The organism is Amycolatopsis sp. NPDC048633 (assembly GCF_040650695.1).
Classification (GTDB): Bacteria; Actinomycetota; Actinomycetes; order Mycobacteriales; family Pseudonocardiaceae; genus Amycolatopsis.
On sequence record NZ_JBEZHS010000045.1, the window covers coordinates 17,564 to 31,186 of the forward strand.

General features: G+C 71.9%; 15 protein-coding genes, 1 tRNA gene and 1 pseudogene. 7 read left to right on the top strand and 10 right to left on the bottom strand.

The window, feature by feature from the left end:
* Positions 1-152: 152 nt before the first annotated feature.
* A complete protein-coding gene (locus AB0C38_RS44055; protein ID WP_360685640.1) occupies positions 153-1,328 on the bottom strand; it encodes an MFS transporter in 1,176 nt (391 codons plus the stop codon).
* Between the two features lie 68 nt (positions 1,329-1,396).
* On the opposite strand from AB0C38_RS44055, the gene AB0C38_RS44060 reads away from it, so the two are divergent.
* From AB0C38_RS44060 to AB0C38_RS44090, 7 genes and pseudogenes are all read left to right on the top strand, one after another.
* Entirely contained in the window at positions 1,397-2,452 is a 1,056-nt protein-coding gene (locus AB0C38_RS44060) for a LacI family DNA-binding transcriptional regulator (protein ID WP_360685643.1), read from the top strand.
* 176 nt (positions 2,453-2,628) lie between these two features.
* The gene (locus AB0C38_RS44065; protein ID WP_360685646.1) at positions 2,629-3,015 is read left to right on the top strand and encodes a peptidase inhibitor family I36 protein; all 387 of its coding nucleotides are present in this window, start codon (positions 2,629-2,631) and stop codon (positions 3,013-3,015) included.
* 675 nt (positions 3,016-3,690) lie between these two features.
* Positions 3,691-3,819, top strand: a complete 129-nt coding sequence (locus AB0C38_RS44070; RefSeq protein ID WP_284742184.1) for a hypothetical protein — start codon at positions 3,691-3,693, stop codon at positions 3,817-3,819.
* A gap of 224 nt (positions 3,820-4,043) precedes the next feature.
* A tRNA-Arg gene (locus tag AB0C38_RS44075) sits at positions 4,044-4,120 on the top strand.
* Positions 4,121-4,858: 738 nt separating this feature from the next.
* Positions 4,859-5,461 carry a dTDP-4-dehydrorhamnose 3,5-epimerase family protein gene (locus tag AB0C38_RS44080; RefSeq protein WP_360685649.1) on the top strand — a complete coding sequence of 201 codons (603 nt, stop codon included), beginning with the start codon at positions 4,859-4,861 and terminating at the stop codon, positions 5,459-5,461.
* Between the two features lie 82 nt (positions 5,462-5,543).
* On the top strand, positions 5,544-6,617 hold the full coding sequence (locus AB0C38_RS44085) for a nucleotide disphospho-sugar-binding domain-containing protein (protein WP_360685778.1): 1,074 nt from the start codon (positions 5,544-5,546) through the stop codon (positions 6,615-6,617).
* 233 nt (positions 6,618-6,850) lie between these two features.
* Positions 6,851-7,279 (top strand): annotated as a pseudogene (locus tag AB0C38_RS44090) (YceI family protein); the annotation flags it as partial.
* A gap of 41 nt (positions 7,280-7,320) precedes the next feature.
* Here AB0C38_RS44090 and AB0C38_RS44095 read toward each other — a convergent pair.
* The 9 genes from AB0C38_RS44095 to AB0C38_RS44135 all read right to left on the bottom strand — a co-directional run bounded on the left by AB0C38_RS44095 (position 7,321) and on the right by AB0C38_RS44135 (position 13,622).
* Positions 7,321-7,872: a carboxymuconolactone decarboxylase family protein gene (locus AB0C38_RS44095; RefSeq protein WP_360685652.1), complete on the bottom strand. Its 552-nt coding sequence runs from the start codon at positions 7,870-7,872 to the stop codon at positions 7,321-7,323.
* The gene (locus AB0C38_RS44100; protein ID WP_360685655.1) at positions 7,860-8,345 is read right to left on the bottom strand and encodes a DUF6187 family protein; all 486 of its coding nucleotides are present in this window, start codon (positions 8,343-8,345) and stop codon (positions 7,860-7,862) included. Before AB0C38_RS44100 ends, AB0C38_RS44095 begins: the two co-directional genes overlap by 13 nt.
* Positions 8,338-9,666, bottom strand: coding sequence for an NAD(P)-binding protein (locus AB0C38_RS44105; protein ID WP_360685658.1), 1,329 nt, complete (start codon positions 9,664-9,666; stop codon positions 8,338-8,340). The genes AB0C38_RS44100 and AB0C38_RS44105 overlap by 8 nt, the downstream gene beginning before the upstream one ends.
* A gap of 40 nt (positions 9,667-9,706) precedes the next feature.
* Positions 9,707-10,249 carry a DUF6423 family protein gene (locus tag AB0C38_RS44110; RefSeq protein ID WP_360685661.1) on the bottom strand — a complete coding sequence of 181 codons (543 nt, stop codon included), beginning with the start codon at positions 10,247-10,249 and terminating at the stop codon, positions 9,707-9,709.
* Between the two features lie 286 nt (positions 10,250-10,535).
* A complete protein-coding gene (locus AB0C38_RS44115; protein ID WP_360685664.1) occupies positions 10,536-10,841 on the bottom strand; it encodes a DUF6235 family protein in 306 nt (101 codons plus the stop codon).
* A gap of 496 nt (positions 10,842-11,337) precedes the next feature.
* Entirely contained in the window at positions 11,338-11,523 is a 186-nt protein-coding gene (locus tag AB0C38_RS44120; RefSeq protein ID WP_360685667.1) for a DUF6222 family protein, read from the bottom strand.
* A complete protein-coding gene (locus AB0C38_RS44125) occupies positions 11,520-12,578 on the bottom strand; it encodes an NAD-dependent epimerase/dehydratase family protein (protein ID WP_360685670.1) in 1,059 nt (352 codons plus the stop codon). The genes AB0C38_RS44120 and AB0C38_RS44125 overlap by 4 nt, the downstream gene beginning before the upstream one ends.
* A 14-nt stretch (positions 12,579-12,592) precedes the next feature.
* Positions 12,593-13,168 (bottom strand): flavin reductase family protein, encoded by a 576-nt coding sequence (locus AB0C38_RS44130; RefSeq protein WP_360685673.1) that lies wholly within the window; start codon positions 13,166-13,168, stop codon positions 12,593-12,595.
* A gap of 1 nt (position 13,169) precedes the next feature.
* Positions 13,170-13,622, bottom strand: a complete 453-nt coding sequence (locus AB0C38_RS44135; protein ID WP_360685676.1) for an acyl-CoA thioesterase — start codon at positions 13,620-13,622, stop codon at positions 13,170-13,172.
* Position 13,623 lies beyond the last annotated feature (1 nt).

Sequence of the window (13,623 nt, forward strand, 5' to 3'; positions counted from 1 at the left end):
GCCCACCTGAACTCGTAACGTCGGTGCATTCATTTCAGCTTACGACGCGCTCAGCTTGCCCCGCGCGGTTCCGCACTGTCAACGGGGCTTCGGCGATAGGGGCCGTACGGGGAAGAGACGCACGCTCGCCCACCGCGGCTCCAGGGGTTTTGTCACGATTCGGGCGTCAGTGCGGCTTCCTCCCGCTTCCGCGCCCACCGGGCGCCGAGAGCGGCGGGCAGGATCAGCGCGCCGACGAGCGCGACGAACCCGAACGCCACGCCGTAGTTCGTCACCTGCGCGATGCCGCCGACGATCGGCGGCCCGCCGAGGAACCCTGTGTAGGCGATGGCCGTGACGAAGGCGATCTCGCGCTCGCCGCCGGTGCCGTCCCCGCGTTTCCCGGCGTCGCCGGCGAGGCTCAAGGCGAGCGGGAACGACGCGGCCAGCCCCGCGCCGGCGAGCGCGAAGCCGGCGTAACCGACGGCGGCGACCGGGATCGCGGCCGCGGCAAGCAGCCCGATGGCGGCCAGGACCGAACCCGCGGCGAGGCAGCGGGTGGGGCCGAACCGGCGTTGCGCCCAGGAACCGGCGAGCCGGGTCAGCCCCATGACCAGCTGGAAGCCGGCGAACGCGAGCGCCGCGGCACCCTGGCCGACGCCGCGTTCGGCCGTCATCAGCAAGGCGGACCAGTCCGAAGACGCCCCTTCGGCGATGGCCGAACTCAGGGCGACCGCGGCGAGCAGCCACAGCACCGGCCGGCGGATCGGCACCCGGCTCGGCGTCGCGGCTTCGGTGTGTTCGGGACGGCTGCCGGGGACCGCGCGGACGATGAACAGCAGCACCGCGACGGCGACGACGGCGGCCACGGTCAGGTGCCGTGCCGGGGACCAGTCGTGACCGGCAGCGAGGCCCGCGGCCAGCGAACCGGCGAGCGCGCCGAAGCTGAAGCCCGCGTGGAACTCCGGCATGATCGGGCGGCGGACCCGGCGTTCGACAGCCACCGCGGCGACGTTCATCGCGACGTCGAGCATCCCGACGCTCGCGCCGATCAGGAGCAGGGCGCCGGCCAGCAAGGGCACGTCCGGCGCGAAGCCGACCAGCACCATCGAACCGGCCGCGCACCCGGTGCTGCCGGCGACGACCACGCGGGCGCCGGCCCGTTCGATGATCCGGCCGGCCACCGAGGCGGCGGCGAGCATCCCGGCGCTGGCGCCGAGCAGGGCCAGGCCGAAAACGCCGGGCGAGGCGTGCACCTGCGCCGCCAGCGCCGGCGTGCGCGACGCCCAGGAGCCCAGCGCGAGGCCGTTGATCGCGAAGACGACGAACACCGCGACCCGGTCCCGCATCGGTTCCCCCTTTCGTGGTCACCAGCGTGACTGAAGCGCTTCAGAAAGTCCATGGCTAGACTGCGCGGATGACCCGGCGCCGCCGTCCGACGCTCGACGACGTCGCCTCGGCCGTGGGTGTCTCGCGAGCCACGGTGTCGAACGCGTACAACCGGCCTGACCAGCTGTCCGACCGCCTGCGGGGCGAGGTCCTTCGGGCGGCGGCGGAGCTCGGCTACGCCGGCCCGGACCCGACCGCGCGCAGCCTCGCGACCAGCCGGACCGGGGCGATCGCCGTCCTGCTGGACACCTCGCTGTCGGCGGCGTTCTCCGACCCCGCGCTGTCCCTGACGCTGGACGCGCTGGCGCGCGTCGTCGACCCGCACGGGCACGCGCTGCTGCTCCTGCCGGGCGGCGCTTCGGGTGGCCCGCCGGCCGCCCGGGTGCTGACGGCGCAGGCGGACATCGCGGTCGCGTATTCGCTGGCCGACGGTGCCCCGGCGCTGGACTCGGTGCGGGCGCGGGGGCTGCCGCTGGTGGTCGTCGACCAGCCGCTGCTGCCCGGCGTGGCGCGGGTCGGCTGCCAGGACCGGCTGGGTGCGGCGCTGGCGGCGCGGCACCTCGTCGAGCTGGGGCACCGGCGGTTCGGGATCTTCGCGGCGTCGAGCCGGATCACTCCGGGCGGGGGCCCGGTTCCGGCCGGTTCGACCGCGGTCTTCCACGACACGCGTGAGCGGCTGGCGGGGTATCTCGGCGAGCTGGAGCCGACTTCGGCGTCGGTCGTCGTGGAGGAAGCGGCCGGGCTCAGCGTGGAGAGTGCGCTGACCGGGGCGTTCGCGTTGCTCGGGCGGACGCCGCGGCCGACCGCGCTGCTGTGCATGTCCGACCAGCTGGCGCTGGCGGTGCTCGCCGCGGCCGGGCAGCTCGGGATCGGCGTGCCGGACGAGCTTTCGGTGGTCGGCTTCGATGACAGCCCACCGGCGTCGTGGTCGTCGCCGCCGCTGACGACGATCCGGCAGGACCTCGCGGCGAAGGGCCGGATCGCCGGGGAGCTGGTGCTGCGGCTGCTGGCCGGCGACTCGGTGCCGTCGCCGGCCGAAGTGCCGGTTTCCCTGGTGGTGCGGGGCAGCACGGGCCCCGCCTAGCATTTCCTTCGCGCTCCCACAAGACCGTTCGCGGATCTGTGGACAACCGGTTCCCGCCCGGCGACCTGTCCACAGATTCGAAATCGCGGGCTGACAAATCTTCCGCCGCCCGCCAATCTGGAATCACCAGTTCACCGCGGCCCGCGAAAGCCGCGAATCCAGAGGGGAAATCCACCATGTCTTCACGCCGCCTCCGCGCCCGGCTGCCGCACCTGCTGGTCCTGGCCGCGCTGGGCCTGCTGACCAGCGTCGGAACCGCTCAGGCCGCCGTATCGGCGCAGGCCGATCCGGGCTGTCAGAAGGGCGAGTTCTGCCTGTGGTCGACGGACGACTACGGCGGCGAGATCCAGCGATTCGACCTGCGGACCGCGAATCCCGGGGAATGCATTCCCCTGTCCGAGGGATTCGTCGGGTCGTCATTCGCGAATCTGCTGACGCGGGACGTCACGGTCTACCAGAGCGAGGAATGCTCGACCGAGGGAGATTTCGTCACCTACCCGGGTGGTGGCACGTTCGTGCCGGACGCGCCGTTCCTGGTCCGCGGGATCCAGATCTGGGAGTGACGCACTGAGACCCGGGCCCGCACCGCCGTCCGCTCCCAAGGGAGAGCCGGCTCGCGGCGGCGGCCGGACCCGACCGGGGCCGCTCCCCCGACAGCGGCCCCACCCGTGGGCGCGCCCCAGCGGCGGGGCGCGCCCACGGGCTTCCCAGGAGGTGTCTCACGGCGGTTCGGGCCCGCGCGGGCTGAGCAAAGGTGAGTAGGCGCCCACAGACGCCTGAGGATGCGTCTGAGCCAGTCCTGCGGCGGCACACGCCGACGGCGGCAGTCAACCAGTCGGGCGACCCCGATGGCCCGCAGCGGCCAGCTCCGGTGGCGCCCACCTCAGCCGATCCGCCGACGGCCACCGCCCAGTCACGGCGGGCAAGCACCCCAAGCGGCCAGTTCGGCGACCCCCGACGGCCGCAGCGGCCAGCTCCGGTGGCGCCCACCTCAGCCGATCCGCCGACGGCCACCGCCCAGTCACGGCGGGCAAGCACCCCAAGCGGCCGGTTCGGCGACCCCCGACCGCCCGCACGGCAGGCACCACCGCAGCCATCGCAACAGTCCGCCGATCAAGAACCCCGTCCACCGCGGCAGGGACCCGCGATGACCCAAGCGGCCGGCTCAGTACCCCAGACCGGCCGCCGTAGACAGCGACCGGGAGGCCCGCAGGTGTCCCAAGACCACATTCATGCAGGTGAGGCGACCACCGCGCCGCCCGCCGCGGCAGGGAGGCAGCGGCGTGCGGACGCTCGCGGCGCTGCCTGCCCGGCCGCTGGTCGTGCGGGCGAGCGTGGTCGGGCTGGACACAGCAAGAGCCTTCTGATCGCCAGATTACAGGTTCGAGGCCCGCCGGGTAGCCCGCTCGGTCACCCTCAGCACCGCACCCGACACTCAAGGAGGTCTGCACCACGCTCTCGACGACGCTTCCACCGAAATTCCGAATTCCGTCGAACGAGACCTGAAACGATTCGCCGGTGTCGAACGATCGAGAGGATGGCGACGACTAAGCTGCCAGTGCCGGGTTACCGGCAGCAGCCGTCGGCGCGGGCCCTCGTAGCTCAGCTGGATAGAGCAAGAGCCTTCTAATCTCTAGGTCGCAGGTTCGAGTCCTGCCGGGGGCGCCACCAGGGAAGACGCCGTGCGCAGCAGCGCACGGCGTGCCCCGGGCCAGTGATCGGGCCCACACTCGTCGCCTCGGCCGTACTCCCACTGTGGACGGTCCCGCGTCTCGTCCCCTCTCGCGTGCAGGACTCCGGAAGGCGCACCGCGTAAGCGCCCAGGTGGCCCAGTGGGTCCCGAACGAGTTCTTCCCGAAACAACCTTGTTACCTGACCGATCGACCGCGGCTTCGGTGCGCGCACGCACCCCACGATCGAGTGAAGCACCGAACGGAAAGGAGACCCACAGTGCACCAGGAAGCACCCGGCGGTCGTCACCGCCGACGACGGCAGAACACCATCACCCGGACAGCGCTCGACGAAGCCCGCCGCGCCGGGCTGGTCCAACGCCACTTGACCAAGCTCAGCCACCTCGCCGACCGTGCCCGCCCCACTCCGGAACCACCGCCCCGAACGCCCGAAGAGCCAACGGAGCACCCGCCCTCCACATCGGACGCGGCTTGACGCCGGCGAGCGGGCAGGGCGGGCAGGGCGGGCAAGAGGACCGGACCACCGGAGCCCGGCGGTCTTGTCTCCACAAGGACAGCGGTCCGGTGACACCGCGCGCGAAGCGCCACCCGCCATCGCCCGGCGGCGAACAGCATGGCTGAAGACGCCGGCCCGGTTGTGCCGGTGCCACGCTTGCTGCGGTGAATCCAGGCGCAGTCCGAACATCGTGGGAGTCACTCTTGAGCGGGGACAGCGATGCAGATACGTGAGCTTTCCGTCGAAGGTGCCCTGGAAATCACGCCGAACCCGATTTCAGACGATCGCGGCCTCTTCGTCTCGCCGTTCCAGGAGACGCCGTTCCGGCTGGCCACCGGTCGGCGGCTCTTCAGCGTGGCCCAGACCAGTCACAGCCGGTCGCGCCGGGGCGTGGTCCGGGGTGTGCACTTCACGGCGACGCCGCCCGGCTGTGCCAAATACGTCTACTGCCCCGGGGGATCGGCGATCGATGTCGTCGTGGACATCCGCGTCGATTCACCGACCTTCGGCAACTGGGATGCCGTGGGGGTCGATCAGGAGCACTTCCGTGCGGTCTACTTCCCGGTCGGCGTCGGCCACGCGTTCATCGCGTTGCAGGACGACACCGTGATGTCCTACCTGTTTTCCGGGGAGTACGTGCCGGAGAACGAGCTCGCGCTCTCGGTGACGGACCCCGAGCTCGGACTTCCGCTGCCGCAGGACCTCACACCGATCCTGTCCGCTCGCGACCGAGTCGCGCCGACGCTCGCCGAAGCCCGGGAACGCGGATTGCTTCCGCACTACGACAAGTGCAAAGCCGCCGAAGTGGCCTTGGGGCACTGACCGGGCATGCCGGTTACCGAGATCGGAGCCAATCATTCGGATCCTGTTCACCACCGAGCCGCTGCTCGGGCACTTCTTCCCGCTGGTCCCGCTCGCCTGGGCCTGCCGGGCGGCGGGGCACGAGGTGCTGGTCGCCGTCCCGGAAAACTTCGTCGACACTGTCCTGCGGTCCGGGCTGCCCGCGGTGTCGAGCGGGCCGCCGATGGACTTCGTCGAGCTGGGCCCGGACCTGTCCACGCACCCGATCGAACAGCGGCGGCACGTGCACGGCCGGGTATTCGGGCGGATCGCCGCCGCGACGCTCCCGCGCATGCTGTCCATTGTGGACGCCTGGCGGCCCGATGTCGTGCTGAGCGAGCGTGCCGAGTTCGCCGGCCCGCTCGCCGCGGCCGCGCACGGAACGCCGTTGGCCGACGTGCGCTGGGGTGTGGCCGAACTGCCGGAGTACCGCGCGGGTGCGGTCGAGGTGCTCGCCGGCTCGCCGGTCGCGGCGGGACTGGCTATTCCCGAGCCCGCTCTGTCGCTGAGCCCGTGGCCACCCAGCCTGCGCCTGCCGCACGCGACGGGCCAGCTGAGCTTCCGGCACGTGTCCTACAACGGCACCGCGGACGTTCCCGACTGGGTGCTGGCGCCGCGCACGAAGCCCAGGATCTGCCTGACGCTCGGCACGCTGGTTCCGCTTTTCGGAATTCCCGACCTGCACAGGAAAATGCTGGCCGTCGTGCGGGAGCTCGGGCGGCTGGACGTCGACGTGGTGATCGCGGTCGACGAGCGGGCCATGGCCTCCTGGGGTCCCTTGCCGGAGAACGTCAGCCAGGCCGGCCGGATGCCGCTGCACCAGGTGCTCGGCGCCTGCGATGTGCTGATCCAGCACGGCGGCCAGGGAACCACGCTGACCGCCTTCTCCGCCGGTGTGCCACAACTGGCGCTGCCGCAGTTCGACGACCAGTTCGAGAACGCGGACGCGGTCGCCAAGGCCGGCGCGGGGATCAGGATGCTGCCGGACGAAGTCACCCCGAGAGCCGTGGCCGCGCATTGCGAAGAACTGCTCGGCACGCCCGCGTTCGCCGCGGCTGCTTCGGCCGTCGCCCGCGAGATGGCGGCGCAGCTCTCACCTCTCGATGTCGTCGCCGATCTCGAGGCGCTGGGCGGATGAATACCCGCCGGAACAGAGCACGTGCGAAGGGTGCCTTCCGGAGGGGGACGGTGTCAAGGTCGGCTGAAAGGCACCACGAGCGCACGGGGAGGCCTTTCATGAGCGAGGCCACGGTGGATCCGGCGGCGGTTCCGGAGTGGATCGCCGGCACGTGGACCGTCGACCACTTCCACTCCGCGGTGGGTTCTCCGCCCGGCACCTGATGAGCAAGGTGCGCGGCAGTTTCCGAATTCACCGCGCAGATCGTGACCGCCGACGACCCGGCCCGGTCGACCGTCACCGCCGACATCGACCTGGCTTCGGTCGACACCGGCCTCAAGATGCGTGACGACCACCTGCGCTCGGCCGACTGGTTCCGGACCGACCAGAACACGAAGATGCGGTTCGTCAGCACCGGACTGCGTCCGGACGGGGAGCACTGGGTGCTCACCGGCGACCTCACGATCGTGGACACCACCCGGCCGGTCGACATCCGGCTCGAGCTGCTCGGCATCGACCCGACCGGTCTCGAGGGTGAAACCCGCATCGGCTTCGAAGGGCGGGCCACGATCAAGCGCTCCGACTTCGGGCTCACCTTCGGCCTCGCGGTCGACGGCAGCAAGGTCGTCATCGGCGACAAGGTCGACATCACGCTGGACATCGAAGCCGTTCTCAACACCTGACGAGCAGGCGGGCCGGGCTCGTGAGCCCGGCCCGCACCCGGTCAGACCGGGGCGTCGAGCAACTCCGCCAGACCCGCGTAGCCCGCGTTCTTCAGCCGCTCGCCCGAGGTCGTCGTGTAGCCCTCGGCGGCGCGGATGCCGAGTCCCTCGACCATCCGGTTCATGAAGTTGAACAGGGCGCAGACCAGAACGGCGTCGTGGAGCGCACGCTCGTCCCAGCCGGCCGCGAAGACCGCTTCGGCGTCCGCGTCGGTCATTTTCGACGGCGTCCTCGTCAGCTTGCCCACGTAGGCGAGCACCGGCTTGAGGCGGGCGTCCACCGGAGCGGACTCGAGGTCGGCGAGTGCCGCCGCCAGCGTGCCCTCCGGGATGCCGAACGCCTCGGCGGTGACGGTGTGGATGCCGTGGCAGTAGTCGCAGCTGTTCACGCCGGACACGTAAGCCGCGATCAGCTCGCGCTCGCCCGGCGTGAACGGGGACTCGCCGCGCAGCACCAGCTCGTGGAAGGCCAGCAGGTGCCGGGCCGGCTCGGGGTAGGCCTGGAACACCTGGAGCAGGGTCGTCTCGGCCGGCAGGGACTTCAGGTAGGACATCGTGGATCCTTTCCGTTCGAGGGTGCGTCGGCACGGGGATCGACGTCCGCGCGGCGCAGCACGCACGCGGTCAGGTACGCGATCGAAGCGTGGCCCGCACCGGGCGCGACGGCGGCGACGCGCGCGGCGGTCTTGACCCACTCCTGGCGGAGCGAGCCCGGGGTGTCCGCCGCCGGCTCGCCGAGGGCGGAGCGCACCGAGCGCCAGTGGGCCCGGCCGAGCGCGACCAGGCCCGCCAGGTCGAAGCTGCTCCCCCCGTGGCGCACCTGGTCGACCAGCTGGGTGACCAGCGCGGGATCGTCGGCGATCCGCGCCAGGCCCAGCCCGCCGAGCAGGCGGTCGGGATCGAGGCCGAGCAGGATGATGCCGACCTCGACGTCGGCGGGCGCGTCGACGTCGGGCAGGGCGAACCGGTTGTCGGGGGGCGCGTCGACGTCGGGCCGGGCGAACCGGCTGTCGGCGGGCTCAGACACCGACGGCCTCCCGGAGCGTCCGGACGGGGCTTTCCTCGCGGACGGCGGCCGCGATGGCCGCGGCCGCCCGGGTCGTCGCCACGCGGTGCCCGTCGATGTTCCGGGCCGCCGGGCCGAGGACCATCGCCGTGGCGGCGCCGACCGCCGAAACGCGGGGGGCGCGCTCGAAGACCAGGGTGCGCTCGTCCAGGGCCGGCCATCCGTCGCGCTCGCCGACCAGTTCGGCGGGCAGCAGGCCGTCGCCGATCGACGGTGCCGTGCCCAGCGCCAGGACGGCGTGGTCGCCGGCGATCCGGCGGCCGCTCGCGAGGCGCACCGTCACCGTCCCGCCGACGCCGGTCGCGATCCGGGCCACGGTTTCGCCGCGGTAGACGACCAGCCGGCCGTCCGCTTCGGCTTGCCGGAGCAAGGGCTGGAACTCGAACATGATCGACGCCCGGCGGAACTGGCTCATCAGGGCGAGCCGGTCGTCCCAGCCGACGCTGTCGAACCGCTTGCGACCCTCCGGGCGGAAGAACGACGAGTTGACGTCGGCGCACTGGTACCGCTCGCCGGGGTCGCGCAGCACCCAGTGCACCTCCCGCCCGGCCGAAAGCGCGTTGGTGATCAGGTGCGCGGCGGTCAGCCCGGCACCGACGACGATCTGCCGCCCGCCGTCCGGCACGGGCTCGTCCCAGTACGAGATCCCGGGAGGTGTCGGGCCGCCGCCCCACCACGAATCCGGGGCCGGGCGCCGTTCCTCGCCGAGGCAGAGCACGACGTGGCGGGCGGTGACGGTGAAGGCGCCGGCGTGCACCGTGACCGCGTCGGCGGCGGGCAGCACCTCGCGGACCTCGCCCCGCCACGTCTTCTCGCCGACGTGGTGGCTCGCCGCCAGATGCGCGCAGTAGGCCTCGAAGACGTCCACCGGCACGACGGACCGGTGGCCGGCCTGCGACATCCGGATCTCCCGGCGCTCGACCGGGGTCAACCGCGCCCAGTGCAGCCGGGCGAAGTCGACCAGCTCGCAGTCGCGGTAGCCCTCGACTCCCGGGTGGTGCTCGTAGGGCGAGCGCAGGACACGCTGGCCGAGCCGGTCGATCCGGTCGAAGAACCGCCCGCACGGGCGGCCGTCACGGTCGAGCACCACGACGTCGCGGACGCCGTGGTGCCACAGCGCCGACGTCACGGCGAGCCCGGCGGGCCCCGCCCCGACGACGACGACCTCCGCCGTCGCGGGCGGCCGGGTTTCGCGGCCCGCGGCCGGCGCGGCGGGCAACCGCGGCCAGTCACGGCCGCGGGGTGAATCAAGCAGGTGCGGTTCCGGGACGAACTTGATCACGAACTCCCCCTCACGCCCGAGTCCGGGACCGGGCGCCGGTTCAGCCGATCACCGTGATCGGGACGATCAGCTCGACCACCGGTCGCTGCCGCATCCCGTTGGTGACCAGCTCCTCGAGCGTCTCCTGGGACCGCTCGGCGCTGTCGGTGGCGATCGGGCTGTACCGGGAGGAGAAGTACGTCGGCTTGCGGCCGCCGGTTTCCATCGAGTACGTCTTGAGCACGGCCTCGCCCGGCCGGACCTCACCGTCGTAGAAGGTCAGCCGCCGCTGGTCGGGCGTAATGAAGCTCTTCGCGAACTGGGGCGACATCAGCGCGGCGTCGTCGATGAACACCGAGTCCTCGTCCAGCACCGCCTGCATGGCGACCCACGTCCGGTCGGTCAGGTTGGTCTCGGCCTTGATGACCTGCCAACGCCCCGGCTCCGGCAGGCTGACACTCACCGAAACGTCGTGATCGGTGGTGTCGATCGCGCCGGTGATCATGAGTACCCGGCGGCCGACATCGGCTACGCCGGTGAGCTGGATGTCCCGGGCGCGGACCCGGCTGGAAACATCGAGTCCTGGCAATTCGGGCGACGACATGACGAAGCCTCCTCGTTATTCACCCCAGAAAATAACGGCCGCAACGGCGAACACGACGAGGTTTTCATACCACAAGAGACATTGTCAAGGTGAGGAATACCCGTTCCGTGGCATGCATTGCCCCGGAGGGAACGTACGCCATCCGGGCGACGGCTTACCCCGTTCGGCGCAGTACTGCTCATCCGGCTGCCGGACGCCGCCCGACCCTCCCGGTCACGAACCGTCATGGGACCGAGCCGCGGCAGCCTGGCCGGAGTAAGCCTCAGCGTCAGCTCGCGACCGGTGCTCACTGACCCGAGGAGCCCGGACGGGCCGGCGCGTCGACGCCGTCCTGCCGACTGCCGACATATCGGATCTCGAATGCGGATTCCGCCCGCTGCACCATTATCTTCAGCACCAGACCCGGTTTCACCATAATCATGAAATTGCCGGGATCGTGCGGGTCGCCGAAAATGTCGTAGACCAGGAAAGCCGACCCGTCGCCCACAGCGAACAATGCCTCGTAGACGACGTTCCGTTCGGCCTGTGTCGCCGACTCGGCCCAGTCTTCGAGCACCTGCACTCCCGCGGTGAGCTGGAGGCGCATCGCCATCCACCGGCCTCCCAACCGAACTTCGGCCGGGCGCCGGGCGCGCACGGCGAGTCCCGCCCCGCACTCCGGCCCCGGTGAGGTTCCAGTGTCCCGCCCTCGCGGTGACCGCGTCATCTCTGTGCGTGCGCCGGACCGGCAGGCGCGCGCCCGTGACGCGGCACCCGCCCGGCCGCCGGACGTTCAGTTGTAACCGAGAACGATGTGCTCACGCAGGTACTCCCGCTCGGCCGGCGCGGCCGGTTCCCGCGGCGAGTCCGCGCGCGGGCGGCCGCTCGGTTCGGCCGGCTATCCGTCGGCCCGGCCCTTCCCGGCCGGCAACGCTGGAGCTGTCATGGCGTTTCCTCCGTTCTCCCTCCCCGGCCCGGAAGCTCATGAATCGGACGAATCTCGACGCATTCCGGGAGGCCGGCCGTCGAGTGGCCGAGGTGGTTCGACGACCGCAGTTCAACGCGAGAGCGAGTGCCTCACCGCGGCGTCCGCGCGCCGTGACTTCCGCTCATGCGGCATCCCGCAGCCGGACCTCGTAGTCGTGCTCGATCTCGGCGACGATGTCGGACCAGACGATGCCCCGCCCCAGCCGGGGCATCGGCCGGGCCTGCCGGCCGTCCGGCACGTCCGTCATGGCGGTCGGAACCGTGTCGGAGCCGGGCCGGATGGGCTCGATGGCGTCGCTGGCGGTCATGGCAGGACCCTCCTCGGTCGGGACGGTCCCGGCTCGGCCGGGACCGTTGTCGTCGTCATGGGCACAGTGGGCAGGGCGGCCGCGCCCGCCTGCCGGTCGGTGAGGCGTCCGGTCGCGTGCAACCAGGCGACCGTGTCGCGCACGGTGCGGGCCACCGGCCGCGCCGGGACGCCGGCCCCGGGTGCGTCCGCGGCGACGGGCGCGGCGGAGGCGCAGACGTAGAGCGCGCCGTACTCGGCCGGGATGTGCCACGGCCAACCGCGCTGCAGCAAGTCGGCACCCCGGCCGACCGGGAACATCGCCCGCGCCGGGAGGAACGCCGCCGGCAGGCGCCGCCCGGTCGCGGCCCGGACCACGGCGAGGTACTCGCGGGTGGTCAGGAAGTGGCCCGGCCCGAAGTACCCGTCGCCGGGCACGCCGTCGAACAGCCGCGCGTGCAGTTCCGCCGAGTCGCGGACGTCGCCGATCGGCAGCCCGCCCGACGGCCAGATCGGCATCAGCCCGCGCAGCAGGTCCCGCAGCCGCGCGTTCTGGTCGCCCAGGTGCGGGTCGTGCGGTCCGAGCAGGGCCGGCGGGTGGGTGACGGTGACCGGGACGCCGTCGGCGCGGTGCGCGCGGGCGATCCGCTCGGCCTCGGCCTTCGAGGCGAGGTAGGCCTCCCGCGGGGTGCCGACCGGGCTCGCCGCCCCGATCGTCGGCCCGGCCGCCGGGTACAGCGCCCCGACGGTGGAGACGTGCACGATCCGCCCGGTGCCCGCCTTGCGTGCGGCGGCGAGCACGACGTCGGTGCCGCCCGCGTTGACCCGCCACAGCTCGGCCCGGCGCCTGCTGTCGAAGGTGTAGACACCCGCCGCGTGCAGCAGCGCGTCCGCACCGTCGACCAGCCGGGCGACGGCAGCGGGGTCCGTGACGTCACCGGCCACGACGTCCACAGTGGACGGGACAGGTCGGCCGGGGTCACGGGCGAGCAGCCGCACCCGGTGACCCCGCCGCAGCAGGGCCGCGACCGTGTGGGTCCCGAGGAAGCCGGTACCGCCGGTAACCGCGATCAGCATTGTCTTCGCCTCCCTCAGGCCGCGCGGGCCCGCCCGTCGATCCGGTGGTAGCCGCCGCCGTAGAAGACGAGCGCGTGTTCGCCCTCGCCGCGGCTGGTGGCGACCACCCGGCCGAGGAAGATCGAGTGGTCGCCACCCGCCACCACCTGGGCGAGCTCGCATTCGAGCCACGCCAGCGCGCCGTTGAGCAGCGGCGCGCCGGTCAGGTTGCCCGCCGTGTAGCCGACCGCGTCGAACTGGGCGATCCCGTCGGGACGGCGCCAGTCGGCGAAGTACTTCGACAGCTCCTGCTGCTCGGCCGCCAGGATGTTGACCCCGAACGAGCCCGCGGTGACGATCGCGGTGTGCATCCGGGCCGCCTTGGACACGCAGCACAGCACCATCGGCGGTTCCAGCGACACCGACGAGAACGCGTTGGCGGTCATGCCGTGCGCGTCATCCCCGCCCGCCGTCAGCACCGTCACCCCGGTCGCGAACTGGGCCATCACCTGCCGCAGGCCCGGCTGGACGGAGAGGCCACTGCGGGCGCGTGACGTCCGCAGCCGTTTGGGCACGGGAGCCACCTCGGAAGGCTCTGCGTCGTAGCCCACGTCAGAATCCCTTGCCGTTGACCGCGGCCGTCGTGTAGGGCACCAGCGCTTCGCGCAGCTGCTCGGGGACCCGGGACGGCACGGTGGCCGTGTTCGGCCCGCGCATGCAGGCGATCCGCTGCCGTCCCCGCGCCACGAGCCGCTCCTCGCCGTCGGCGGTGAGGTGGACGTAGTCGAAGGCGAACTGGATCTGCGTCGAGGTGAGTTCCTCCAGCCGCATCCGGATGGACAGCTCGTCGAACGCGGTGATCTCGGCGAAGAACTCGCACTCCACCTTGAGGGTGAACAGCTTGAGGTCGTGGCGGACCTCTTCGAGCACTGCCGGCGCCTTCTCCTTCAGGAACATCTCGCGGCACCGGCCCTGCCAGCGCACGTAGTTCACGTAGTAGACGTTGCCCACCAGGTTGGTCTCTTCGAACCCGACCGTGTGGCGGATCTCGTAATAGGCGGACATC

Excerpts from the sequence above, each read along its gene's own strand:
- AB0C38_RS44110 (WP_360685661.1), bottom strand. The coding sequence starts at position 10,249 with ATGTCGTCGCCCGAATTGCCAGGACTCGATGTTTCCAGCCGGGTCCGC.
- AB0C38_RS44055 (WP_360685640.1), bottom strand. The coding sequence starts at position 1,328 with ATGCGGGACCGGGTCGCGGTGTTCGTCGTCTTCGCGATCAACGGCCTC.
- AB0C38_RS44120 (WP_360685667.1), bottom strand. The coding sequence starts at position 11,523 with ATGACCGCCAGCGACGCCATCGAGCCCATCCGGCCCGGCTCCGACACG.
- AB0C38_RS44095 (WP_360685652.1), bottom strand. The coding sequence starts at position 7,872 with ATGTCCTACCTGAAGTCCCTGCCGGCCGAGACGACCCTGCTCCAGGTG.
- AB0C38_RS44135 (WP_360685676.1), bottom strand. The coding sequence starts at position 13,622 with ATGTCCGCCTATTACGAGATCCGCCACACGGTCGGGTTCGAAGAGACC.
- AB0C38_RS44125 (WP_360685670.1), bottom strand. The coding sequence starts at position 12,578 with ATGCTGATCGCGGTTACCGGCGGTACCGGCTTCCTCGGGACCCACACG.
- AB0C38_RS44060 (WP_360685643.1), top strand. The coding sequence starts at position 1,397 with ATGACCCGGCGCCGCCGTCCGACGCTCGACGACGTCGCCTCGGCCGTG.
- AB0C38_RS44080 (WP_360685649.1), top strand. The coding sequence starts at position 4,859 with ATGCAGATACGTGAGCTTTCCGTCGAAGGTGCCCTGGAAATCACGCCG.
- AB0C38_RS44115 (WP_360685664.1), bottom strand. The coding sequence starts at position 10,841 with ATGGCGATGCGCCTCCAGCTCACCGCGGGAGTGCAGGTGCTCGAAGAC.
- AB0C38_RS44065 (WP_360685646.1), top strand. The coding sequence starts at position 2,629 with ATGTCTTCACGCCGCCTCCGCGCCCGGCTGCCGCACCTGCTGGTCCTG.